Source organism: Streptomyces sp. enrichment culture, assembly GCF_964272895.1.
GTDB lineage: Bacteria > Actinomycetota > Actinomycetes > Streptomycetales > Streptomycetaceae > Streptomyces.
Genome location: NZ_OZ186832.1, coordinates 7,226,956 through 7,251,178, shown reverse-complemented (window position 1 = coordinate 7,251,178; position 24,223 = coordinate 7,226,956). Strand labels below are relative to the sequence as shown.

Genomic DNA, 24,223 nt, shown 5'->3' with positions numbered 1-24,223 from the left:
GTCAGGCACCGCTCAGCGCTTCCGCGTCGGCGCGGCTGCGCCCGTCGACGGCCCCGGAGCGGCCGATGACGGCGGATCCGTCGCGCTCGGCGTGGCCACGGCGCGCCTCCTGGATCGCCCAGTACACCGCCTCGGGCGTGGCGGGCGACGCCAGCTCGACGGGCGCCCCGCCCGGACCGAACGCGGCGGCGGCCTGCCGCAGCGCCTCGCGCACCGAGAACGCCAGCATCAGCGGAGGCTCGCCGACCGCCTTGGACCCGTAGACCGCGCCCTCCTCGGTGGCGTTCTCCAGCAGCGTGACATTGAACTCCTCGGGCATCTCCGAGAAGCTCGGCAGCTTGTAGGTGCTCGCCGCCTGGGTCAGGAACCGGCCGCGGTTCGGGCCGTCGCTGGTGTCCCAGCGCAGGTCCTCCAGCGTCAGCCAGCCCGCGCCCTGCACGAAGCCGCCCTCGACCTGACCGATGTCGATCATCGGGGACAGGCTCTCGCCGACGTCGTGGACGATGTCCACCCGCCGGATGCGGTACGCGCCGGTGAAGCCGTCGACCTCGACCTCGGTCGCCGCGGCGCCGTAGGCGAAGTACTTGAAGGGCGAGCCGCGGAACGTCTTGGCGTCCCAGTGCAGCCCCTCGGTGCGGTAGTAGCCGGCCGCCGAGAGCTGGACGCGCTGGAAGTACGCGGTGCGCACCAGGTCGTCCCAGGCCAGCTCCTTGTCGCTGCCCAGCGCGCGGGCGACGCCCTCGACGATGCGCACGTCCGAGGCGTTGGCGCCCAGCTGGGAGGCGGCCACCTGCAGCAGGCGCTCGCGCAGCTGCTCACAGGCGTTCTTGATGGCCCCGCCGTTGAGGTCCGCGCCGGAGCTGGCGGCGGTGGCGGAGGTGTTGGGCACCTTGTCGGTGCGCGTCGGGGCGAGGCGCACCTTGTGCAGCGGGATGCCCAGCGTCGTCGCGGCCACCTGCATCATCTTGGTGTGCAGGCCCTGGCCCATCTCGGTGCCGCCGTGGTTGATCAGGACGGAGCCGTCCTTGTAGATCAGCACCAGCGCGCCGCCCTGGTTGAAGGCGGTGAGGTTGAACGAGATGCCGAACTTGATGCCGGTGATCGCGAGGGCCCGCTTGGTGTCGGGATGCGCGGCGTTGAAGGCGGCGATCTCCCGCTTGCGGTCGGCGATGCCGCCGTTCTGCTGCACCTGCTGCCAGACGGTGGAGATCCGCTCGGCCTGCGTGACCGGCTGTCCGTACGGCGTCGTCTGGCCCTGGCCCGGCTGGTAGAAGTTGCGCTCGCGCAGCTCCATGGGGTCCAGCCCGAGCTGCGGCGCGCAGCGGCCCAGGATGTCCTCGATCACCAGCATGCCCTGGGGCCCGCCGAAGCCGCGGAAGGCGGTGTTGGAGACCGTGTTGGTCTTGGCGATACGGCCGGCGACGCGTGCGTTGGGGATCCAGTACGTGTTGTCGATGTGGCACAGCGCGCGGGCGAGGACCGGCTCGGACAGGTCCAGGCTCCAGCCGCCGTCGGCGACCAGGGTGGCGTCGAGGGCCTGGATACGGCCCTCGGCGTCGAAGCCGATCTTCCACTTGGCGTGGAACCCGTGGCGCTTGCCGGACATGGTCATGTCCTGGGTCCGGTTGAGCCGGAACCGGACCGGGCGGCCGGTCAGCTTGGCGCCGAGCGCGGCGACGGCCGCGAACCCGTGCGGCTGCATCTCCTTGCCACCGAAGCCGCCACCCATCCGCAGACACTGCACGGTCACCTCGTGGGCGGGCACACCGAGCACGTGCGAGACGATCTCCTGGGTCTCCGACGGGTGCTGGGTGCTGCTCTGGATGAACAGCTGCCCGTTCTCGTCGACCTGGGCCAGCGCCGCGTGCGTCTCCAGGTAGAAGTGCTCCTGACCGGCGAACTGGAACTCGCCGGTGAACACGTGCACGGAGTCGGCGAAGCCGGCGTCGATGTCGCCGTGCACCATCAGGGGCTGGGCACCGTGGTAGCTGCCCGCCTCCATCGCGTCCTGCAGGGTGATCAGTGAGGGCAGTTCCTCAAGCTCCACCTCGACGGCCGCGGCGCCGAGCCGGGCCGCCTCCAGGGTCTCGCCGAGCACCCAGGCGACGGCGTGGCCGTGGAACATGACCTCGTCGGGGAACAGCGGCTCGTCGTGCTTCATGCCGGCGTCGTTGACGCCGGGCACGTCGGCGCCGGTCAGCACCCGGACCACGCCGGGCACGGCGAGCGCGGGCTCGGTGCGCAGCGCGGTGATCCGGGCGTGGGCCTTCATGACCTGGACCGGGTAGGCGTGCAGCACGTCCTTGGTGCGGTGGATCAGGTCGTCGGTGTAGAGCGCGGTGCCGGTCACATGCTGGACGGCGCTCTCGTGCGGCATCGAGACGCCGACGACCGGCTTCTCGGGACGCTCGGACAGATGACTCATGACGACACCGCCTCGGTGGTCTGTGCATACAGCTTGAGCAGGCTCTGGCCGAGCATCGCGGAACGGTAGAGGGAGCTGGCGCGATGGTCGTCCATCGGCGTGCCCTCACCCCGCAGCACCCGGGCCGCGGCCTCGACGGTCTCCGCCGACCAGGCCCGGCCCTCCAGGGCCGCCTCGGTGGCGAGGGCCCGGATCGGGGTGGCGGCCACGCCGCCCAGGCCGATGCGGGCCTTGCGGACGGTCCCGTCCTGGATGTCCAGCGCGAAGGCGACCGCCACGCTGGAGATGTCGTCGAAGCGCCGCTTCGCGATCTTGTGGAAGGCCGTGACCGGCGACAGCGGCAGCGGGATGCGCACCGCGCGGATCAGCTCACCGGGCCGGCGCACGCTCTGCCGGTAGCCGGTGAAGTACTCGGCCAGCGGGACCTCCCGCTCGCCGTCGGCGTCGGCGAGCACCACCGACGCCTCCAGCGCGAGCAGCACCGGCGGGCTGTCGCCGATGGGCGAGCCGGTACCCAGGTTGCCGCCGAGGGTGGCGCCGTTGCGGATGAGCCGGGAGGCGAACTGCGGGAACAGCTCGGCCAGCAGCGGTACGGTGCCGTCGAGGCGGCGCTCGATCTCGGTGAGCGTCAGCGCCGCCCCGATCTCGATGTGGTCGGACTCGACCCGCAGCTCCCGAAGTTCGGGCAGCCGGTCGATGGCGACGACGCATTCGGCCCTGCGGGAGCGGATGTTGACCTCGACGCCGTAGTCGGTGGAGCCGGCGACCACGACCGCGTCGGGCCGCTCGCGCAGCAGCTCCAGGGTTTCGGCCAGTGTGCTCCTGCGCACGAACACGCTGTCGCCCTGGGCGTACTCGGTGGCGACCGGCGCGGGCGGCGCCTGCTCACGGCGCTGCGCCAGCGGGTCGTCGTCGGTGGGTTCCCCTACGGCGAACGCGGCGTCGCGGATCGGTCGGTAGCCGGTGCAGCGGCACAGGTTTCCGCTCAGCGCGTGCAGGTCGAAGCCGTTGGGGCCGTGCTCGGCGTCGGCGCTGTCGTCCGACGCGCCGTGCGCGCAGCGGTCGGGCCGGTAGTACTCGGCGGCCATGCTGCAGACGAATCCCGGCGTGCAGTAGCCGCACTGCGAGCCGCCTCGGACCGCCATCTCGTGCTGCACCGGGTGCAGCGCCGGCTGCTGTCCGGGGTCACCGGGGGTGGCCAGGCCCTCGGCGGTGACGACCTCCTGACCGTCGAGCGCCGCGACCGGGACCAGACAGGCGTTGACCGCCACCCAGTCGGTGGGCTTGTTGACGCCGGGACGAGCGACCAGGACCGAACAGGCGCCGCACTCGCCCTCGGCGCAGCCCTCCTTGGTGCCGGTCAGGCCGCGCTCGCGCAGATAGTCCAGCACCGTGGTGTGCGGCGCGGCCGGTGAGATCGGTGCTTCTTCCCCATTGACCGTGATCCGCGCCCCTACCACGACAGGCCCTCGTTTCGGTGCGCGACGGATCGATACATGATGTTCGCCAATTTTCAGGCAGCTTTCTGTGTTCAGAGGCGCCACGTCAGAGGAACGGGCGCACGAAGACACGCGGCAGCGATGTGCCGGGAGAGGAGGACGGGAGACCCGAGATGTGCCGCGCAGGGCACAGCGGAACGGCGTACTCAGCAGCCGTGTGCGATGCGACCCGGAACCCAGACCGTGCGGCGGGCGAGGCGACCGAGATCAGAGCTGGTGTACATCTGTCGATCGCCTCCTTTCGCTGGCTGTGGATCGACTTCTAGCGCAAGTTAGTGGCACAGGTCACCGAGGTCAAGAGTTTGCCGCCGGTTCATCGAAAGCTCATCCGAATCGCAAGGTTCGGGGTGGCGTCGGCCTGCGCCGGGCCGGGGTCGCCGGGGCGGGAGGGTCGTGGTGTGCGGGGGGGGGCGCGGTGTGCGCGTGGGTCGCAGTGCGCTGGTGGGGCGCGGTGTGCCGGTGAGTCGCGGTGTGCCGGTGAGTCGCGGTGCGCGGGTGAGTCGCGGTGCCAGGTGAGTCGCAGTGCGCGGGTGAGTCTGGTGCGCAGGTGAGTCGCGGTGCACCGGTGGGCCGCGGTGCGCTGGTGAGTCGAGGTGCGCGGTGGGCCGCGGCCCCGCCCACGGCCGTCCGACCGGCCTCGGGACCGGGCTGCCGGGGCGGGGCGCGCCTCGCGTCACGGGGTGAGGGCGGCGGTCAGTGTCCGCTCGCCGCCGCCCGCCCGGCGCGCAGCTCCAGCTCCTCGCCGTCGAAGCGTGCGCGGAAGCCGCGGTCGTGGGAGACGGCGACCACCGCTCCCGGGTACGTGGAGAGCGCGGTCTGAAGGTCCTCGATCAGGTCGAGCGCGATGTGGTTGGTCGGCTCGTCGAGGACGAGGAGGTCCGCGGGCCGGGTCACCAGGGCCGCGATCTGCAGCCGCCGCTGCTGTCCCGCGGACAGGGCGGCGACCGGGACGTGCAGATCCTCCTCACGGAACAGCCCGAGGGCCAGCAGCCGGTCGGCGTGCTCCTCCGGCGGTCGGGCCGCCCGGCGGCGAACGCGGCCAGCAGCGGGAGCCGTGTGGAGCGCGCGGGCAGTTCCTGCGCGAGGTAGCCGATCCGGGCGTGGCGGCGCGCCGTGCCCGCGTCGGGCTCCAGGTCGCCCGCCAGGACGCGCAGCAGCGTCGTCTTGCCCGCGCCGTTCTCGCCCGTGACGAGCAGCCGCTGGCCGGGCGCGATCGACAGGAGCCCTTCCAGACGCATCCGGTCGCCGACCGATACGTTGTCGAGCTCGGCGAGGGGGCCGTGCGCCGGGCCGCCTGCCGTGGCCGGGGCCGCGGTGAAGCGAAGCGGTGCCGGCGGCTCGGCCACCGGGTGGCGCCGCAGCTGGGCCAGGCGTTCCCGCACGGCACGCACCTGCCCGCCGAGCTTCGCCTCGCTGGAGCGGCGGTGCTTGCCGAAGCCCTGCTTCGGGTCGCGGCCGGTGCCGGCGAGCCGCCTGCCCGCGGCCTCGAGCAGGTCCTCCGTGCGGGTCACGTCCTCAAGCCAGTCCGCGTACCGCTGCTGCGCGCCGCGTCGGGCGGCGGCCTTCGCGGCCCGGTAGCCGGCCCAGCCGTCGCCGTACCGGCGCACGGTGCGCTCCTCGCGGTCGACCTCGAGGATCGTGGTGGCGACGCGCTCCAGGAAGCCGCGGTCGTGGGTGACCGCGACGACGGTGCCGCGATGGGCGCGCAGGTGTTCCTCCAGCCACCGCACGGCCGTGGCGTCGAGGTGGTTCGTCGGTTCGTCGAGCAGCAGCAGCTCGGGGGCGGCGGCCAGGACGCAGGCGAGCGCGAGCCGTGACTGCTCGCCGCCGGAGAGCGAACCGAGGGGGCGGTCGCGGGTGATCCCGGCGAGCCCGAGCCCGTGCATCGCGGCATCCACCCGCGCGTCCGCCGCGTATCCGCCGCGTTCCTCGTACGCGGTCAGCAGCTCGCCGTACGCGGTGAGCTCCTCGTCGCACGCCTCCCCGAGGGACGCCTCTGCCGCACGGAGTGCTCGCTCCATGTCGCGCAGGTCGGCCAGGGCGAGGTCGACGGCGTCCTGCACGGTGCGGGTCTCGTCGAGGTCGAGGGTCTGGGCGAGGTGGCCGGTGCCTCCGGGGAAGTCGACGGTGATCTCCCCGGCGTCCGGCGTCTCGGCCGCGGCAAGCAGCCGCAGCAGGGTGGACTTCCCGGAACCGTTCTCACCGACGACGGCCGCCCTCTCCCCCGGCCGGACGGTGAAGGAGACCTGGTCGAGGACGGTACGGGTGCCGTAGGACTTGGTGACGTTCTTGACGGACAGCTGCGCCACGGCGGCAGGGGCGGTGGCGGGCAGGGTGGTGCGTGCGCGGTCGCGCATAGGACTTTCCCCGGGGGTACGAAGGGTCGACGGGCGGCAGAAACGGCGCATCGGCCGTGCCCGGACTCAGACGAAGAAGAGGAAAGCCATGCCCCCACCATAACAAGACGAACCGTCTCGCCTCAATGCGTTTTCGGGGTCACGGTGCCAGTCCCCCGCACCTGGCTGTCGGCGACCTGACGTAGGTTCTCCCCGTTCGGCCCGACAGGTGGGCCGCCGAGTTGAGGGACCCGTCGTAGTGAGCCTCTACCTGCACTTTCGCGCCGTGCCCGAGTCCGAGATCCGGGACGACCACACATGGCTCGCCGCGTTCATGTCCGAGGCTTGGGACGAGCACTTCGCCGAGTACGCGGCGGGCCTCACCTGGTCGATGAACAAGGGGTGGGACACGGTCAACGACCTCTATGCCGCGGCCGACACGCTCTGCGCGGACGCCGACGCGCCCTGGACCCTGCCGATCTACGGCGGCCGCCCCGTGCCGCACGGCCCTGACGCCGATCCCTCCCGGCCCCCGCTGATGCTTCTGGAACCCCCTGGCGTGTCACAGGCCGCGCGTTTCCTCGCCACCGTCTCCTTCGACGAGCTGTGGAACGCCGTCGGCGCCAGATTCGGTGCGCTGGGCTGGACCGCCCGGGAACTCCTCGAACATCACCGCGACCTCCAGGGGTTCTACGGACGGGCGGCCTTGGCGGGCCACGCCGTGGTCAAAGCGGTGTGGGCCTGAGACGTGGGCCCGTGCCGAACCGGACCGGCAGGGACCGCGGGCCGCGGATCATCAGTCCGGGGCGCCAGGTGATCGCGGCCGGATGGATGTCGAGGGTCAGGTCGGGGCAGCGCTGGAGCAGTGTGCGGATGGCGATGCGCGCTTCCAGTCGGGCGAGCGGCGCGCCGAGGCAGTAGTGGATGCCGTGGCCGAACGACACATGCCCACGGGCGTCGCGGGACAGGTCGAAGCGGTCGGGTGAGGGAAAGCGCGCCGGGTCGCGGTTGGCGTCGGCCAGTGCCACGAGGACCAGTTCGCCGCCGCCGGGGATCGGGGTGCCGGCGAGGGTGACCGGCTCGGTGGTGAACCGGTAGGTGGGCGTCTCCACCGGCCCGTCGTAGCGCAGCATCTCCTCGACCGCCGTGTCGATGCGGTCGAGATCGGCGCGCAGGGCGGCGAGTTGGGCGGGATGGGTGAGCAGGGCGAGGACCCCGTTGGAGATGAGGTTCACCGTCGTCTCGAATCCGGCGACCAGCAACAGCCAGGCGGTGCCGAGCAGTTCCTCGAAGGACAGACCGTCCGGGTCGTCGCGCGAGCCCTGGATCAGCGCGCTCATCAGGTCCTCGCCGGGATGCCGCCCCTTGTCCTCGATCAGTTCCCGCATGAACCGGGCCATCGCCTCGGCGGCGGCCGCCCGTGTCTCGGGGTCGGTGGCGCTGAGCGCGTCGGTCGACCAGGTCCTGAACGACTCGCGGTCCAGGTCGGGAACCCCCAGAAGCTCGCAGATCACGGCCATGGGCAGCGGGAAGGACAGCGCCTCGACGAGGTCGGCGCGCCCCTCGTCGGCGGTGAGCATCCCATCCAGCAGGAGGTCGGTCGTCTTCTGGATCCTGGGGGCGAGTTGGTCGACGCGGCGCGGGGTGAACTCCCGTGCCACGAGCTTGCGCAGCCTCGTGTGGTCCGGCGGGTCGGCCCGCAGCATGTGCGGCCCCGCCGAGACGGCACCCAGACCCAGGGTCGGTGACGCCTTGCTCCAGTCCTTCGTCAGGCGGCCGTCGGCGAGCGCCGCCCGGCCGGCCTCGTACCCCACCACGAGCCACGCCTTCGCGCCGCCCTCGGGCATCCGGATCCTGTGCACCGGGCCCTGCGCCCGCAGCCGGGCGTAGACGGGATAGGGGTCGCGGGTGAAGGACTCACCGAGCGACGCGAGGTCGACGATGCTCATGGCTGCACACCTCTCCGGCCGGAAACTCCGGCCATCGTGCCTTCGCCGCGACAACGACTCACCCCCGAACCACGCGATTCGGCCACCGCACGCCCCTCTTTGGCCGACCACGGCGGCGCACGTCGACGGCCGGCCCCACGGACAGACAGGGCCTCGCTCTCCACGCCGGCTCACGCGAGGGTGACCCGCATCCCGCCCTCGGTGAGGATCTCGAGAACCAGGTCGACGAGGTCGTACGGCTGCCCGTCCGGTGCCAGGACGTGGGAGAGGTGCCGGCGGGCGATGGCGGCGTGCCGCCACAGCAGGGTGGCCGGGGCCCTGTAGCCGAAGTCGCCTCGCAGACAGTCCACGACGGCGTCCAGGCAGCCACCGAAGTAGCCGCCCGGACCGTTGACCGCCTCCCCCAGTGCCAGGAAGAGGCCCGGTCGGTCGGTGATGTGCCGGCCGTCCATCTCGTACTCACGTCCGGCCGGCCGGTCGTGGTGCCTGATCCGGCAGCCACGCTCGCGCACGAGTTCGAGCCAGCTCTCGCGCTGTCGGGTGCCCAGGACGGCCCAGGCGCCGGGGTTCTTCGGTGGGCCGGCGAGCCAGCGGTCCCAGAGGGGGCGGGCATGGCCGGCCACCGGTCTGTGGACCTCCTCGTCGAGCTCCAGGTCGATCAGATCCGGACCGTGGGCCGAGGAGTGCCAGGCACGGATCCTGGGCCGCAGCAGGCGATCGGTGAGCCGGTCGCCGTTGTCGTCGCGGATCTCCAGCCAGGCTTCCTCCAGGTCGAGCGCATGACGGGTTCCCGTCGCCAACGCCCGACGCAACAGGTCGCTGGGGGCGAGGCCCCGCAGGACGAGCGGGGGCGCCGCCCGCTCCTCGGGCAGGACGCGGGCGAACTCCCGGCAGGAGCCCAGCCATCGGTACTCGTTGTGCAGACGGACCGTCGCCCGGTGGCCCTCCGGGGGGCCCAGGTGGTCGTCCAGACCGGTGAGCACGAGGGCATCCGTCCACGCATGCTGCCCGAGGATCTCCGAGTCCTCCAGCAGCCAGGCGTCGAGCGTGGTGTCCTCCGGTACGAGCCACACCCGGTCGCCGAGCCAGCCCCGTAGCCCGGCTCGTTCCGGAACCCAACCGAACAGTTCGTACGTTCCGCGGCGCGGCTCCCTGAAGAGTCCGTCCACCTCGGCGCAGACGCCCCAGACATGGCCGTTCTCCGATTCCGTCAGCGCGTATCGTCCCTGCCCGCCGGCGCCCCTGCCTTCCTGCACACCGGGAATCATCCCCTGACCGGGGGGAAGACCGCGAAACCTTTTCATGGCCGCCGGGTGGAGGCATCCGGCCTGAGGGCTTCGGTCGGCGCGTCAGACGGGTGGTGGTGCCTCGTGCGGGAGCATGGGGGTATGGATGCGTTCACCGACAGGCTCGATCCCGATATGTATGTCGTAACCGCCACGGCGGGTGAGGAGCGGGCCGGCTGTCTTGTGGGGTTCGCCTCGCAGTGCTCGATCCGGCCCGTGCGGTTCGTGGTGTGGCTGTCGAAGGTGAACCGCACGTACGAGGTGGCCCGTGGCGCCGACTTCCTCGCCGTTCATCTGCTGGCACGGGAGCAGCGGGAGCTGGCCGAGTTGTTCGGGGGAGAGACCGGTCACCGGGTGGACAAGTTCGCGCGGGCGGCCTGGGCGCGCGGGTATGGCGGGGCGGCGGTGCTCCAGGACGCCTGTGCGTGGTTCGTGGGGAGGGTGCTGCAGCAGGTCGACGGGGGTGACCATGTCGGCTTCGTGTTGAGCCCCGAGCAGTGCGGTGAGCAGCCGGGGACCGACGGCCGGCCGTTGCTGCGGCTCGCGGACGCCGTGTCCATCGAGCCCGGGCATCCCGCCTGACAGGGCGCGGTCGCGGCCGGTGCGGCAGGCGTCTCAGGGCTCCTCGGCCCGGTTCTCGTCGTCCGGGCGCCGGCGGAGCACCCGCTCGGCGAGGCCGCTGGAGAGCTTGCCCGTCACCGATCTGGCTCGGTCCAGGGTCTCGTTGCCCAGGCGCCTCGCGGCGATGACACCCTCCGCTCCTGTCTCCAGCACCTTGTCCCGCGCCTCCGCGGCCGCCTCCTTCCACCGTCGGGCGTCCAGCGACTCCCGGTCGCGCTCGATCCCGAGCCGACCGTGGAAGTCGACGACGGCGACCGCGACATGGTTGCTCGCGTGCACCACGGCCGGGGACGTGGTCGGGTGCAGCAGCACCTTGGTGTTGGCCGTGTCGACGACGGCGTCCACGCGGGCCAGCAGGCGCTCGGTGGTCCGGGAGATGAGTTCCCTCCGGTTCTGGCGGGCAGCGCGCAGTGCCAGGCGGTGGCGGTCCAGCTCGTCCGGGGTCGCGTCCAGCACGCGATCGAGCTCCAGTACGGCGATCGCGTCGTGCAGTTGGCAGCAGCGGGCCAGCACGGCGAGCCACTCGCGAACCGCCGGTTCGGCCTCCTTGGTCGATCGGGCGAGATCACCGAGCTTGGTCCGGTGCTCCATCTTCTCGGCGAGCGCGTCGAGTCGACGCAGCGCGTACGCCTGGGTCCGGGCGATCGTCAACGAGGTGGCCTGCACCTTCGACCAGGTGATCTCCGAGACCCGCCCCACCTGATCACGGACCGTCATGGCCTCCTCGATGACGAAGCCCGCTCCGATCATGTCCGCCAGCACGGCGTCCTTCTGGGCGCGGAGAACGTCGTCGACCTTCTCGTCGATCGCGGCGAGATAGTCGGTGACCTCGTCCATGGCCTGCTGCATCGCGAGCTGCGCCATGAGCCCCGCGGCACCGGACAGGAACGCCGGGTTGCCCAGCCTCGATCCGGGGGTCCGCACCACTTCCAGGAGTCCCTTGATCTTGCCGTTCTTGGTCAGCACGGCACGGCTGAGCCCCGCTTGCGAGCCCTTCATCAGCTCGTACTTCTTGAGGGCCTGCGCGGATTTCTCGGTCAACTGCACCCAGCGGCCCGAGTTGGCCGCGATCTCGGAACCCGTCTGTGCGGCTCCGGCCATGGCACTGAAGGCGGAGCCGAGCCTCGGCAGTCCGAGGTCCTTCGACGGCAGTCCTTCGGAGGCGAGGAACTGCTCGACGGCCGTGGGGCTTCCGATGACCGCCAGGCCGTCGCCGTCACTGATCAGCTCGATCTCGTCATCCATCGTCGGCTCCTGATGTTGCTCTGGACTGCGGGCAGTTGACCGCGTGGGCGGGGGCGGGGCGGTTTCGGCGGTGATGGCCGGGCAGGCGTCGAGGCCCTCCGGCGGTGGGTGTTCTCCCCCTGACCGCCAGGAAGACCTCGATGTGCCCGACGCTACCCTCGCCCGACCTCACCTGACCACGGGCTTCCGCGATCATCCGCTCCCCACGCCGCGGCGCACAGCGCGCGGTCGACCTCTGCGGTGTACTGGGCGGCGGCGAGCCAGGCGCGCGCGAAGCGGTCGTGGTCGGCCGGGAGGAGACGGCCGAAGGCGTCGCGGGTGCGGTCGGCGGCCGACGCGTGCAGTTTGTCGAGGAGTTCGGCCGCCGTGGCGAGTCCGTACCGCCGCAGGCGCCCGCTGTCGGCGACGGCGTCACCGGGGAAGGCGAGCGCCCGGCGTCCGCCGGAGACGGCCTGGTGGACGCGGCGGCGCAGCAGATGCACGGGGGCCTCGTCGGGCACGGCCTCGTCGAGCACGGGAGCCGCCTCGAGCCCGGACGGCACCGCGGCCGGACCGTCCTGAGGCCGCTCGGGCAGGTCCGCGCGGCGCAGGCGGTCGAGGCCCAGGTCGAGTCGTGCGCCTGGGTCGGTCGGGTGGCTGACGGCGAGGAGCTGGGCGCGTGGGTGCGCGGCGGGCAGCAGGCGGGCGACGACCCGCAGCCGGCTGCCTCTGGCGGCGGCCAGCAGCCGCAGGTTGTCGCGGTGCGCCAGCGCGGGATGGTCGTGGGCTGCGGCGAGGCGGACGGCCAGACCGTCGCACTCGGCGAGCAGACAGTCGCCCGCGGCCTCACGGACCGTGCCGACCAGGGTGACGTCGAGGAACAGCAGGTCGTGGCGGGCGTCGTCGGCGAGGGCGCGTACGGCCTGATCGGCGGCGGGCACGGCCCACAGCCGGTCCAGGGGCGCGGCGTCCCAGGCCGCGCCGGACGCGCGTACCGCCCGTACCGCCGCTCCCGCGCCGAGCCGGCCCGTCGGGGAGACCGTCGCGCCGGACACGGCCAGTCCCGCCCGCGACAGCTCACGGTGTGTCAGCGCGGTGTCCCCCATGCGTACGGCGCGGTCGGCCGCCCCCGCCGCCCGGCTCGGGCCGCCCGGCGCCACGTCGGAGACCGTGTACAGACGGCCGTCGGCGTCGGCGGTCCAGGTCACGGCCCCCGCGTAACCCGTCGTCGTGAGGACCGGCTCGCAGAAGAGCCCGTACAGGCGCAGCGAGCCGTCCGGCCGGTAGGGCTGGCGCGCACTGCCGCACAGGGCCCTCAGCTCCGGGCCGACGGCACGCGGGATGCGGTGGGCGGCACTCAGGACGTGCCGGAGCGTGGTGACGAGTTCGCTCAGCCGGTACGAGGGGTCGGCGGCTCGGGCCGCGCGCAGCCTGGTCACCGCGGACACCGCGGAGGCGGCGGGCGTCGGCAGCCCGGCCAACCGCGCGCTGTGCGCGGCACGCAGCAGCTCCGCCTGCAGGACGGCGCCGGCACCGTCCGTGCCCGCGTCGAGCACACGGGCCGAGGCGGTGCGGAGGGCCTTGGCCGCCGTGTGCTGGGCGGGGGTGGCGGTGTCGGGGGTCGGGGCGGGCTGCGACGCCGATTGTGGCTCGGGGTGCCGGGGCGGATGCGGCTGCGGCTCGGGGTGCGGATGGGGCGCGGGGTGCGGCTCAGGGCGTGGGTGCGGCTGCTGTTGCGCGTGCGGCTGCGGTCCGGGCTCGGGCTCGGCATGCGGCTGCTGTCCGGGCTCGGGCTCCGCGTGCGGCTGCGGCTGCGGCTCACGCTCTGGTTGCGGGCGTGGCCGGGGCTCGGCCCGCGCCCCTGACGCGGCGCCCGGTCCGGTGGCCGGTCCGGTGGCCGGTTCGGCCGCCGCCGACGCACCGTCCGTTTCCTCGTCCGCGATCGGCGCCGCCGAGGCCGCCGCCGCGCGGTGCAGGCAGTCCGGGGCGAGCAGACAGCCGCAGCGGATCGCGTCCGGGTCGGTCACCACCCCGCCGGGGGCGTGCAGTTCGAGGTCGGTGTCATCGTCGACGGCGAGGCGTACGGTGTCACCGTCCACGACGACGGGGCGGCCCGACAGCTTGGCGACGCCGGCGTCCAGCCGTTTGCGAAGCCGGGGCGACAGCGCTGCGACCAGCTCGGCGGTGACGGACGGGGCGACCGCGGGAAGGCCCGGACTCATGCGATCTTCTCTCCTACCCAGCGGGCGAGTTCGAGCGGACTGAGGGCGGCGACCGGCATGCCCGCGGCGACCAGCTGCCCCGCCACGCCGGTGGAGTAGCGGGGGCGGCCCGAGTCGTCGAGGCTCGCGCAGCCCAGCACATGGCAGCCGGACCCGACCAGGGCACGGACCTCGGCGAGCAGCCCGCCCAAGGGGTAGCCCTCCTCGAAGTCGCTGACCACCACGACGAGCGTGCGCGAGGGCACGGTGACGAGTTCCCGCGCGTGCCGCAGTCCCGCGGCGATATGTGTGCCGCCGCCGACGCTGACCTCCAGCAGCAGGGACAGCGGGTCGTGGACATGGCCGGTGAGGTCGATGACCTCCGTGGAGAAGGCCAGGAAGTGGGTGGACAGCGTGGGCACCCCGGCCAGCACCGAGGCCGTCAGCGCGGCCCAGACCGTGGACGCCTCCATCGAGCCGGACACGTCGGTGACGAGGATCAGCCGCCAGTCGGCGGCGCGCTTGGCCCGGGTACGGAAGACCGGGTGCTCGGGGATCACCTGGACCGTGCCGTCCGGAGCGCGCCGCGCGGTCGCCAGGTTGGCGCGCAGGGTGCGCGGGAGGTCCAGGCCGCCGCCCGGCCGTCGGCTGGGGCGGGGCAGCGCGGTGCCGTGCAGGGCGGGGCGCAGGCGGGTGGCCAGCTCACGGGTGAGTGCGTCGACCAGGCGCCGCACGAGCGGACGCAGCGCGGCGAGCCGGGCCTCGGGCAGCCCGCCGGCGTGCCGGAGCACGGTGCGCAACAGGTCGACGGACGGGCGCGCGCTGTCCGGATCGAGTTCGGCGAACACATCGGTGCGGCCGGACGCGGCCGCCGCCGCCAGCACCTCCTCGCGGATGCCGGGCCCGAACAATGCGGCCAGCTCCTGCGACCACTCCCGCACGCCGGGGTAGGGCGCCTCCCGGCCTCCGCCCGCCCCCGCTCCGGGCAGTCCGCCCCTGCTGCCCTCGCCGCGTCCGCTGCCGTACAACTCGTCCAGTGCCGTGGCCAGTCCGGCGGCGGAGGGCGGCAGCCGGTCCGTGCGACGGCCCAGTACCAGGCGCCAGCGGTCGGCGGGGGCGAGCCGGTCGTCCTCCCGAGGCACGGCGGCCGGCACCGGGCGAGGTTCGGGGAGGCCGTCCTCCCGAGGGACGGCGGCCGGGGCCTGGTGGGGCTCCGGGGAACCGTCCCCGGTCGGAGGGGGCAGCAGCTCCAGCGCCCGGAGTCTCGCGCGGGCCGCGAGGTCGGCACGGGTCCAGGCGGCGAGCGCGGCGGGGTCGATGCCGCCGGTGTCGGCCAGGTGCGTGGCGCCCAGGCGTTCCTCGACGACCGTGAGGAGGCGGTCGCGGGCGGCGGGGCTGAGTGTGTCGAAGCCCGCGCGCAGCGCCGGGAGCCGGTCCAGGAAGGCCCGGTCGGGCAGGGTCGCGATCCGGTCGAGGAGTGGCTCCAGCGCGGACGGGGCCGCCTCCAGGAGGGGGCCGGCGGCCGTCAGCAGTCCGGTGAGCCGGGCGGTGAGTGCGCGGCGGGACTCGGGATCGGTGGCCGAGTCCGCCCAGGAGGCGGCCCGGTCGCCGAGCGCGGCAGGCTCCTCGTGCCCGAGCAGGACGCGTACGGCGCCCGCCGCGCCGCGCATCAACGGCGAGCCGTCGGCGGCCAGCCGGGCGAGCGCGTCGGTGAGCCGGATACCGCCGGACGCGTCGGCGCGGTGGGCGAGTTCCAGCAGCGCGTGTGCGTCGGAGGGGTCCTCGGAGCCGGTGAGGCCGTCCACCTGGCGCACGGCCGCCGCGGTGAGCAGGTCGGCCACGGCGACGGCCCGCGCCGCCCGCTCCTCGCCGCTGTCGAGCCCGGCGATGTGGCCGGCGCGCAGGCGGTCCAGCAGGGCGAGGCCGTCGAGGAGTTCGGGGAGCGTGCCGGCCTGCGGCGCGGTGTCGGCGAGGTCGGTGAGCCGTTCGTCCGCCAGCTCCGCGAGGCCGCACTCCGCGGCCTGGCGCAGTCCCTGCAGCACCTGTGCGACCGTCGGTCCGCCTTCGTCCCGCTCCGTCCGCATGCGCTCGCGCAGCACGCCCTCGGCCGCCTGGGCGGGCGTGACGCCGCGTACGCCGGCCGCGTTCAGCATGGCCGCCGTGGCGGGGGTCCAGCGGACCTCCCAGCGCGAGGTGAGCGCCTCGGCGCCGCCCGCGCCGGCGACCTCCTTGGCCTGCGCGTACGGCACCCCGCACACCGTCAGCCGGCGCAGCAGCAGCTCGCGGCGGCGGTCCAGGTCCGAGCGGAGCGGATCCAGCCGCAGATCGCGGGCGGCGTCGGTGCCACGGCTGTCCGGTCCGGGCAGGCCCAGCGCCGCGGCCTCCGACTCCACCGCGGGGGCGAGGCCGCTGCGCGGGGCGCCCGGTGCCGGACGGCCGCTGCGCGTACCGACGAGCACCCGCTCCATCGCCCGTGCCACGGCCCGGCCCCTGCCGTACGGCTCGCCCTGGGCGAGCACGGTCTGCACGGCCTCCACCAACTCGCCCCGTCCCGCGGCGGGCAGCCCGCGCAGCCGGGCCAGGTCGCCCGCCAGACGGCTGATCTCCCGCGCGTCGGCGGGCCCCGACGGATGCCCGAGGGAGCGCAGTTCCGCGCAGACCCGTACGGCCGCCCGCGTCAGCGCCTCCTCCAGCGCGTCCGGGTCCCCCGCCGCGCGCAGCACCAGATGCTGCCACTCCGGGTCCCGGATGCCCGCCGGGTAGCCGGAGCGCTCGTCCAGCAGGGTGTAGGTGTACGGGATGAGGGAGGTCACCCACCTCCCGCGCCGGGCGGGCCCTGGAAGCGGATCCTCCCCGAGGCGGTCGGCGTCGGCCCCGGACGTCTCGGCGCGCAGCAGCGCGGGCGCGTGGAAGGCTCCGACGAGCACCGCGGCCCGTTCCCCGTGCGCGGTCGCCTCGGCCAGCCGCGCGCGCATCCACCGCTCGCGCCGCAGGTCCAGCTCGGGCACCCCGCCGGAGGCGGCCGCGTCCTCGCGCAGTGCCCAGCCCGTGAGCAGCGCCGCCCGGCGCAGTGCTTCGGGCGGGGAGCCCGGAGCGGTGGCCTCCACCAGGCGGTCCCACAGGTCGTCCCCGGGACGGCCGGTGAGCCGTTCCCGCAGGGCGTCGGCGAGTCCGGGACCGGTCGCCGTACGCCCCGCCGTCGCCCGCCCCTCGTCCCACGCCCGGTCCGCGAGCGGCAGGTCGCAGGCGACGACCGGGATGCCGTGCCGTGCGGCCCAGCGCACGGCGGCGAGTTCCGGGGAGAAGTCGGCGAAGGGATAGAACGCCGGGCTTCCCCCGTCCTCGGGCGCGGCGGCCAGGGCGACGGGGGCGCGGGTGTCCTCGTGGCCCAGCCAGTCCAGCCACCGCTGCATCTCGTCGGGCAGCTCGACGAGGAGCACGTCGGGCTTCGCCGCGTCCAGCAGCGCGGGCACGGCGGCGGCCAGGGACGGCGCGTGGTGGCGTACGCCGATGAGGTAGGGCGCCGCCGGGTCGGTCAGGGCCGCCACGGCCTCGTCGGGGGTCAGGGGCACGGTGCTCAGCCCTCCAGGACCGTGCGCAGGTCCCACAGGGTGCGCCAGGTGGCGGAGCCCTGCTCGGCGCGGCGCCGGACCGGGCCGTCCCAGTAGCCGCGCAGGCGGGCGGCGTCGGCGGGGTCGTCCTTGCGGACGACGCCGAGCAGATGCCCCGGCAGCAGTCCGAGCACATCGCGGTCGCCGGGGAAGTAGGCCGCGGCCAGCCCCAGCGCGCCCGCGACGGACACGGCCTCCGCGGTGCTCATCACGGTGGACGGCCGCTCCACCTCCCAGCCCTCCGCCGACCGGCCCTCGCGCAGGTCCCGGAAGGCCGTCACCAGGGCCTCGAGCACGGCGTCGTCGACCTGGAAGGCCGCCCCGGCGCGCTCCACGGCGGCCCGTGCCTGGCCGCGCACCAGCGCGCACTCGGCGTCGAGGTCGGAGATCGGGCCGACCGTCTCGAAGTTGAAGCGGCGCTTGAGCGCGGCGGACATCTCCGAGACGCCCTTGTCGCGCAGGTTGGCTGTGGCGATGAGGTTGAAGCCGGGCGCGGCATGCGCCAACGCGTCCTCGCCGCCCGCCAGTTCGGGTACAGCGATGCGCCGCTCCGACAGCAGGGAGACCAGGGCGTCCTGCACCTCGGGCAGACAGCGCGTGACCTCCTCGACCCGGGCGATGGCGCCCCGGCCCATGGCGGTGAGCACGGGCGAGGGCACCAGGGCCTTGCGGCTGGGGCCCTGGGCCAGCAGCAGGGCGTAGTTCCAGCCGTACTTGAGCTGGTCCTCGGTGGTGCCCGCGGTGCCCTGCACGACGAGCCCGCTGGTGCCGCACACGGCCGCCGCCAGCAGCTCCGACAGCATCGACTTGGCGGTGCCGGGCTCGCCGACGAGCAGCAGGCCGCGTTCCCCGGCGAGCGTGACGACACACCGCTCGACCAGCGCCCGGTCGCCGACGAACTTGCCCGAGACGACCATCCGTCGCGGCACGCCGTCCGGGACCTCGGCGGTGTCGGGCAGCTTCAGCGCCTGGCCGCCGCTGCCCATGACGAACGTGACGACGGCACGGGGCGTGAGCCGCCAGGCGGGCGGGCGCGGTCCGTCGTCGTAGGCGGCGAGGAAGGCCAGCTCGGTGGCGTACAGGTCCTCGGGCGGGACGATCTGGCGGGCCGGGCCGGGGGTGAGGGTGGTGGTCATGGGCTGCGGGTCTTCCGGTCGGTCGGGCGTGGCGGGGAGCTGGGCGGTCGTCATCGGCGCCGTCCCTTGCGGGTGGCGCGCGTGGTGAGTTCCTCGTAGGCGGGGGCGTCGCCGTCCCGCACGCGCTGCCAGGCACGGGCGAACAGGTCGGGGACCGGGGACATCGGTGCGGTGCGCATGCGCTCGTGGATCGGGTAGAGGCCCTCCTTCCAGATCTCCACCGGCAGCGCGGAGCCCTTCAGGTCGAGCCAGCCGCAGGGCAGGAAGAGGCCGCGCCCGGCCCGCGCCCGCTTGGCCTCGACGACGAGGTCGGTCGCGGCCAGCTCGGCGCGGGCCTTCTTCAGGCGGGCGGGCTTCCAGCCGGTCCAGCGGGCGCAGTTGCGGTCGGTGGGGTCGGGCAGGGCCAGCAACTGGAGGTAGTGGGCGGCCGCGTCCTCGCTCAGGCCGTGCGCCGAGGCGACCTCGGTGACCAGCGCGGGCGCGCCGACCATGGGGTCCTGGGCGTATCCGGCGGGTGTCCCGGCTTCGAGTCCGGCCGCGAGCGTGCGGGCGAGGTCGTCGCCGAGGATCCTGCGCAGCGCCCACAGTCCTGCACCCCGCGAGGGGCCGACCAGCCCCTCCAGCAGTCCGAGGACGGCGTCGTCGGGGCCGGTGAGCCCGGCCGGGCGGACCAGTACGGTCTCCGTGTCGCGGTGTGCGGGGCGCAGCACCAGCGCCTCGCCGACCCGTGTGAGTCCGTGCGCGTCGGCGCCGCCGGTGGCCGGGAGACCGTACGCCGTGCGGATCTCGGCTGCGGTCGCGCTGCCCTGCTCCGTCCACTCGATGTCGAGGTCCAGCAGCAGTCCGGGATCGGCGATCCGCCGGCGCAGCGCGGCAAGGCCCTCGGGCAGGGCGGCGCGCAACGGGTGGCCGTAGGGCAGGGCGTAGGCGAGGGAGGCCAGGGAGGCGACGGCGGTCACCAGGGCGCCCCTGGCGGGGATGGCCCTGGGGTCCTCCGGGACGAGGTTGCCGTCCTTGTCGGGCCGCAGGACCGTGGTGCGGCTGATCCAGGCGGTGCGCCGCGGGTTGAGCACGGCCTGGGCGGCGGAGCAGGGCAGACCGGCGAGGTCGGCCGAGACGTCCTCGGGCAGCCGTACGAGGGAGCCGAGCCGTTCGGCCCACACGCGGCCGGCGGCGTCGATGTCCGGGCCGGTCGTCCACAGGTCGGCGGGGGTCGCGGGCAGCAGCGCCCCGAGCAGCGCCCTTCGGTCCTGGCCGGAGAGGGTGCCCAGCATGCCATTGGCCTGGTCCATCTGACGCGGCTTCAGGCCGATGAGGGCGAGTGCGTCGGCATCGCGGTCGTGCGGCTGGGCGGCCAGCAGCACGGTGGCCTGGAGCGGACCGAGACCGCCGCGCGTGACGGCGGCGAACGCCTCGACGGCCTCGGGTCGCCACGGCGCGGCGCCCTTGTCCCGGATCAGCCGGGCGACATCGGCGAGTTCGTCGGCGGAGATCGCCGGCCGGTGCCGTGTCTCCTGTTCCAGGGTGAAGTGCGCGATCGCGCCGAACGCCCCGGTGGGGTCGTGGTCCAGGGCGAGCCAGTGCACCCGGCCGTGGGCGGTGTCGATGCGCTGGCAGCCGAGGACGACGACGGTGCGGTCGGCCCGGCGCAGCACCTGGCCCGCGCGCTGCTGCTGTCCGGACGGCTCGGTCAGGACGATCTCGCGCAGCGCGTCCCCGGGCGCGGCGAGCGGCCCTTCGGCCAGGGCCTCGAACAGCAGGAGCAGCGCCTCGCGTTCGGCGTCGGGCACGGTCGGCGCGGCCGCACGGTAGGCGAGCGGCCGCAGGGCACCCAGCAGCGAGGGCCACACCGGGCCGATGCCCGGCACGGTGAACTCGTCGCTGGTCCAGCCGTCGCCCAGTGCTGCGGGAGCTCCCTGCCCTGCGGGCAGCGGCGCGCCTTCCGCGGGGTGCCCGCGCAGCACGTGGTTGACCGCCCGGATCTGGCGGAGCACGCTCCACCGTCGCTCGCTGTGCCAGCCGCCCCACAGGCGGCCGATACCGGCGGTCGCCTCGCGCAACGTCCCGTCGTCGCCGTGCTCGGGGCTGTAGTCGGCGAACATGCCCTCGGTACGCCGCTTGTCGGGCGCGGTCCGCCGGGCGGGAGGCGCCGCGAGGGCGGTGGCGGACTCGGTCAGGTGCAGCGCCGCGCCGGTCAAGGAGGCGACGCCCTTGAGCAGCCGTTCGTCGGTGATGCCGGGCAGCGACGGGGCCACGGCGCGCAGCACGAACTCCTCGGCGCTCGCGATGCTTGCGCGTGTGCCCTCGTCCGCCGCGGCGAACTGTGCCTGACGCTCCGCCAGGGCGGCGGCCGCCGCGCGCAGCAACTCGGCCGCCCGCTCGTCGCTGAGGGCCCGCAGCACGGCCGAGCCCTGCTCGTCGCGGGGGCGCAGGGCGTGCCAGTAGGGCACGGGCGGCAGGTAGCGGGTGCCGCCGGCGAACTCACCGCCCCGCTCCCCCAGGCTCATCCTGCCGAGCAGGCCGTCCTCGGAGGTGTCGTCGGCCGCGAACAGGGCGAAGTGCGCGCCGTAGAGCGCGGCGACGGGCTCGGCGCCCCCGGGCAGCCGCAGCCTGCCCAGCGGAGTCCCGCGCGTCATGGTGACCGTACGGCCGTCCGGCGTGCCGGTGGTGGTGCGCGTCTCGTCGCCGTCCCGCTCCGTGCGCACCCAGCGTCCGAGGACCGTGCCGTCGGTGCCGAACGGGCTGTGTTCGAGGCCGGGTTGCAGGGGCAGCACCTCGCACACCGCCTGCTGCAGCGACGCGCCCTCGCGGACGCCGGAGGCCAGCAGGGCGGGCAGCGAGGCACGCCCGTGCGTGCCGGTCGCCGGGTCGTACTCCAGCCACACCTGCTTCTTGCCCTGCCTGCCCTGCCGCCACAGGGTGGTGCCGTCGCCGATCACGAGCCGGCTCGGCGGCAGGACGGTGTCCCCGGCGTGCAGGGCGCGGCCACCGGTGGCGCGGCCGCCGCCCGGCAGCGGGATCGAGGGCAGGCCGACGTAGTGGCCGTACGCGTAGCCGAGCTGTTCGCCGCCGAGGGTGAACACCTCCGAGGGCCGGGCGGACCAGTAGCCGTGCTGCTTGCCCTCGTGCCGCCACATGACCAGCAGTTCGCCGTCGGTGTAGCGGAACTGGGGGCGGCTCCAGCGGTCCAGTTCCACGGGCAGCCGCAGGTCGTGCGTGAGCAGTATCTTCTCCGGGCCGACGACGATCGCCTTGTGCCCGCGGGAGACGATCAGCGCGGGCCATGCCTCGGTGACCGTCAGGTCGTTGTGATGGCCCTTGGGGCGGGTCTCGGCGTCGAGCAGGTCCAGCGCCTCGTCGAGGGCGGGCCAGCCCAGCTCGTCCAGGATGCCCGCGCGCAGGGTGCGGCCGAGCAGCGGGGCGATCTCGTGGGCGGCGACGCGGGCGACGGAGTCGGCGTCGACCCGGGCGGCCACCGGGCGGAAGGGCCGCAGCCGGTCCAGGGCCGTGCGGGCACCGGGCAGGCCGGTCGCGCGCGTGAAGTCCCCGGCGCGGTCGGCCAGCCACTCGCGCAGGACGTCTCCGAGCACCGGGTGCGCGGCGAGCGCGTCCAGCACCTCGGCCGAGGGCCGGGCGCCGCCCAGGGCGCCGATCGCCTCGTACAGCAGGCGCCGCAGCCGCGGGTCGGCGGCGGTGGCCGTCAGGTCGCGGCGGCCCGGCCCGGTCTCGCCCAGCCAGCGGTCCAGGGCCAGGTGGACGGGGGTCCCCGGGTCGGGGACGGACACCGGGATGCCCTGTGCGGCGCACAGGTCCAGCAGGTCGAGGTCGGCGCCCGCGTGCCAGCGGCCGGTGAAGAGGTCGACGGGCCGGCCGTCCGCGCGCAGGCGGGCTGCCATGCGCTCGACGAGCGCGAGGGTGGCCGGGGAGCGGCGGGAGTACGCACCGCCGTGCTTGCGGTACGCGGCCCAGCGGCCCAGCCACTCCGCGGCGTCGACCGACGCGGCCGCCTCGGTGTCCTCGCCGGTCAGCAGGCGGTCGGCGCCGGTCTCCGCCAGCAGTGCCAGCCAGAACTCGTCGTCCCCGACACCGCCGCCCAGACCGTTCGGCATGATCTCCAGCAGCCGCGTCCGCGCGGACGGCTGCTGTCCGGCGAGGAGTCGGAGCGTGGCCCGGTAGGTGTTCCAGAAGGAGGCGGGGGCGCGGACCGCGGCCGGAGAGGCGATCAGGTCGGCGACCAGCGAGCACTCCTCGGTGCCCCGCGACAGTCCCGCCGCCTTGATGAGGCCGCGGGCATCCTGCGGCAGCGAGGCGTACGGCGACATGCCGGCCGCGCAGCGCTCCACCGTCAGCTGCCGGTACTGCGCCCACGCCTCGGCCGGGTCGAGCCGGCGGGCGAGGTCCTTCACATGCTCCTTGAGGGCCTTGACCGTCAGCGCCCCGGCGAAGGCGAACTCCAGGAACACCGCCCGCTGCCGGTCCTCGTCGACGGCGAGCGCGTGCACCCGCTCGGCCTCGCGCGCCTTGCCGAAGAAGGCCGAGGCGTACGTCGTGTTCTCGTGCTGGAGGAAGATCCGCGCCGCCTGCTCGTAGAAGGTGGGCAGGAAGTGCGGGACCGCGCGGCCGAGCCGCTCGCCCAGTGCCTCGAAGCCCTCCTTGGCGGCGCCCGGACGGGACTTGGCCTGGCGGGCGAGCCGTTCGACGTCCTTGACCAGGGCCAGCGCGTGATGGCCGTTGGCCGGGTCGTTGACCAGCGCCCAGGCGGGGAAGCCCAGGGTCTCGCGGCGCACCTGGCCCACCTCGGGGGCCTCCGGTTCGCGCTCCAGGCCCAGGAACTCCAGCGCCAGGTCCTCGGCCTCGCCGAGGGTGCCCGGCACGAGCCGGACGACGCGGCGCTCGTCCAGGGCGGGGTGGGTGTAGGTGCGGACGGTGAGGGTGTCGGCGTCCTCGCGGGCGGTGGTGCCCGGCGGCAGGACGGCGCCGGCGTCCAGCAGCGCGGCCGCGGTGGTCTCGTTGTATGTGCTCATGCGGCCTTCTCCTCGTCCTCGACGTCGCGCCCGGCGTACAGCGCGGCCGCCATGCGCATCCCCTCCGACCAGGCCACCGGCCCGATCTCACCGAGTCTCAGCGCTAGTCCCGAGCCGTCCGTGAAGGTCAGCGGGCCGGTCTCGGTCTCCAGGTAGCTGTCGTAGTCACCGACCCACACGCGGGCCTCGACCACACGGCCGTCCTCGCGCAGGGAGCAGACGGCGTCGCCGCCGCGGACGCGGTAGCCGAGCTGGGTGGCCCTGCCGTGCAGGAAGCGCAGTTCCTTGAACGCCCCGCCCGCGTAGTCCTCGACGGTGCGGGCCTCGGGGTCGAGGGCGGCGGGGCGGTGCCACACCTCGCGGAAGAGCTGCTGGGCGCGCTGCTCCAGACCGAGCTCGACGGCGAACTCCCGCAGGTCCTCCAGGTCGTCGAGGAGCACGGGGTGCGGGATGCGGACGAGGTCGGGGCTGATGCGCACGGTGTCGCCGTCGAGGTCGACGAGGCCCAGGCCGCGGTCCGGGTCGGCGTCTCGGAGGAATCCGGCGACCTCGCCGTCGGGGCCGGTGACCACGAGGTCGCGCAGTGCGCTCTGCCACGCCGGGTCGGGCCACACGCGGGCGACGACGGCGAAGGGCACCGGCAGCGAGCGCACCATCCACCGCTCCACGTCGGCCAGGCACTGCCGCTCGTGCCGCTCCAGCCATTCGGCGAGCTGGCGCAGTCCCAGCACGGCCGGATCGTCGGCGAGTTTGGCCGGTACCGACTTCAGCCGCCGTCCCGCCGCATTGCGGCAGACCACTTTCCCGGCGTCCAGAGCGACCTCGTAGTCGCCGGCCCTCACCCACCCCACACGTGCCTCCCCGCACCGCGTCGATCAAGTGACGGGAACTCTAGAGCAGGCCACTGACAA

At 74.3% G+C, this 24,223-nt stretch carries 12 protein-coding genes and 1 pseudogene; 2 read left to right on the top strand and 11 right to left on the bottom strand.

All coding sequences use genetic code 11. The features are described from left to right. Position 1: 1 nt before the first annotated feature. From xdhB to abc-f, 3 genes and pseudogenes are all read right to left on the bottom strand, one after another. Positions 2 to 2,425: a xanthine dehydrogenase molybdopterin binding subunit gene (gene xdhB / locus ACSU6M_RS32320; protein ID WP_437074583.1), complete on the bottom strand. Its 2,424-nt coding sequence runs from the start codon at positions 2,423 to 2,425 to the stop codon at positions 2 to 4. Beyond that, entirely contained in the window at positions 2,422 to 3,885 is a 1,464-nt protein-coding gene (locus ACSU6M_RS32315) for a xanthine dehydrogenase small subunit (RefSeq protein WP_437074582.1), read from the bottom strand. The genes xdhB and ACSU6M_RS32315 overlap by 4 nt, the downstream gene beginning before the upstream one ends. Before the next feature lie 732 nt (positions 3,886 to 4,617). Then, a pseudogene (gene abc-f / locus ACSU6M_RS32310) lies at positions 4,618 to 6,281 on the bottom strand (ribosomal protection-like ABC-F family protein). A gap of 265 nt (positions 6,282 to 6,546) precedes the next feature. Between abc-f and ACSU6M_RS32305 the strand changes: the two are divergent. After that, positions 6,547 to 7,005 (top strand): DUF1877 family protein, encoded by a 459-nt coding sequence (locus ACSU6M_RS32305; protein WP_437074580.1) that lies wholly within the window; start codon positions 6,547 to 6,549, stop codon positions 7,003 to 7,005. On the opposite strand, the gene ACSU6M_RS32300 is transcribed toward ACSU6M_RS32305, so the two are convergent. Both ACSU6M_RS32300 and ACSU6M_RS32295 read right to left on the bottom strand, forming a co-directional pair. Further along, a complete protein-coding gene (locus tag ACSU6M_RS32300) occupies positions 6,986 to 8,209 on the bottom strand; it encodes a cytochrome P450 family protein (RefSeq protein ID WP_437074578.1) in 1,224 nt (407 codons plus the stop codon). The genes ACSU6M_RS32305 and ACSU6M_RS32300 overlap by 20 nt on opposite strands. 170 nt (positions 8,210 to 8,379) lie before the next feature. Next, entirely contained in the window at positions 8,380 to 9,477 is a 1,098-nt protein-coding gene (locus ACSU6M_RS32295) for a barstar family protein (RefSeq protein ID WP_437074576.1), read from the bottom strand. Between the two features lie 120 nt (positions 9,478 to 9,597). Here ACSU6M_RS32295 and ACSU6M_RS32290 point away from each other — a divergent pair, with 120 nt between their 5' ends. Continuing rightward, on the top strand, positions 9,598 to 10,077 hold the full coding sequence (locus tag ACSU6M_RS32290; RefSeq protein ID WP_437074574.1) for a flavin reductase family protein: 480 nt from the start codon (positions 9,598 to 9,600) through the stop codon (positions 10,075 to 10,077). Positions 10,078 to 10,110: 33 nt separating this feature from the next. Here ACSU6M_RS32290 and ACSU6M_RS32285 read toward each other — a convergent pair whose 3' ends face one another. The 6 genes from ACSU6M_RS32285 to ACSU6M_RS32260 all read right to left on the bottom strand — a co-directional run bounded on the left by ACSU6M_RS32285 (position 10,111) and on the right by ACSU6M_RS32260 (position 24,163). Beyond that, on the bottom strand, positions 10,111 to 11,361 hold the full coding sequence (locus ACSU6M_RS32285; protein WP_437074572.1) for a hypothetical protein: 1,251 nt from the start codon (positions 11,359 to 11,361) through the stop codon (positions 10,111 to 10,113). 152 nt (positions 11,362 to 11,513) lie between these two features. Beyond that, positions 11,514 to 13,562 carry a hypothetical protein gene (locus ACSU6M_RS32280; protein ID WP_437074570.1) on the bottom strand — a complete coding sequence of 683 codons (2,049 nt, stop codon included), beginning with the start codon at positions 13,560 to 13,562 and terminating at the stop codon, positions 11,514 to 11,516. Then, positions 13,559 to 17,113: a vWA domain-containing protein gene (locus ACSU6M_RS32275; RefSeq protein ID WP_437074569.1), complete on the bottom strand. Its 3,555-nt coding sequence runs from the start codon at positions 17,111 to 17,113 to the stop codon at positions 13,559 to 13,561. The genes ACSU6M_RS32280 and ACSU6M_RS32275 overlap by 4 nt, the downstream gene beginning before the upstream one ends. A 5-nt stretch (positions 17,114 to 17,118) precedes the next feature. Further along, on the bottom strand, positions 17,119 to 18,288 hold the full coding sequence (locus tag ACSU6M_RS32270; protein ID WP_437075440.1) for an ATP-binding protein: 1,170 nt from the start codon (positions 18,286 to 18,288) through the stop codon (positions 17,119 to 17,121). Between the two features lie 50 nt (positions 18,289 to 18,338). After that, positions 18,339 to 23,312, bottom strand: coding sequence for a hypothetical protein (locus tag ACSU6M_RS32265; protein ID WP_437074568.1), 4,974 nt, complete (start codon positions 23,310 to 23,312; stop codon positions 18,339 to 18,341). Then, positions 23,309 to 24,163 (bottom strand): DUF4132 domain-containing protein, encoded by an 855-nt coding sequence (locus ACSU6M_RS32260; protein WP_437074567.1) that lies wholly within the window; start codon positions 24,161 to 24,163, stop codon positions 23,309 to 23,311. The genes ACSU6M_RS32265 and ACSU6M_RS32260 overlap by 4 nt, the downstream gene beginning before the upstream one ends. Between the last annotated feature and the right edge of the window lie 60 nt (positions 24,164 to 24,223).

Excerpts from the sequence above, each read along its gene's own strand:
- ACSU6M_RS32265 (WP_437074568.1), bottom strand. The coding sequence starts at position 23,312 with ATGAGCACATACAACGAGACCACCGCGGCCGCGCTGCTGGACGCCGGC.
- ACSU6M_RS32285 (WP_437074572.1), bottom strand. The coding sequence starts at position 11,361 with ATGGATGACGAGATCGAGCTGATCAGTGACGGCGACGGCCTGGCGGTC.
- ACSU6M_RS32270 (WP_437075440.1), bottom strand. The coding sequence starts at position 18,288 with ATGACCACCACCCTCACCCCCGGCCCGGCCCGCCAGATCGTCCCGCCC.
- ACSU6M_RS32290 (WP_437074574.1), top strand. The coding sequence starts at position 9,598 with ATGGATGCGTTCACCGACAGGCTCGATCCCGATATGTATGTCGTAACC.
- xdhB (WP_437074583.1), bottom strand. The coding sequence starts at position 2,425 with ATGAGTCATCTGTCCGAGCGTCCCGAGAAGCCGGTCGTCGGCGTCTCG.
- ACSU6M_RS32300 (WP_437074578.1), bottom strand. The coding sequence starts at position 8,209 with ATGAGCATCGTCGACCTCGCGTCGCTCGGTGAGTCCTTCACCCGCGAC.
- ACSU6M_RS32295 (WP_437074576.1), bottom strand. The coding sequence starts at position 9,477 with ATGATTCCCGGTGTGCAGGAAGGCAGGGGCGCCGGCGGGCAGGGACGA.
- ACSU6M_RS32280 (WP_437074570.1), bottom strand. The coding sequence starts at position 13,562 with ATGAGTCCGGGCCTTCCCGCGGTCGCCCCGTCCGTCACCGCCGAGCTG.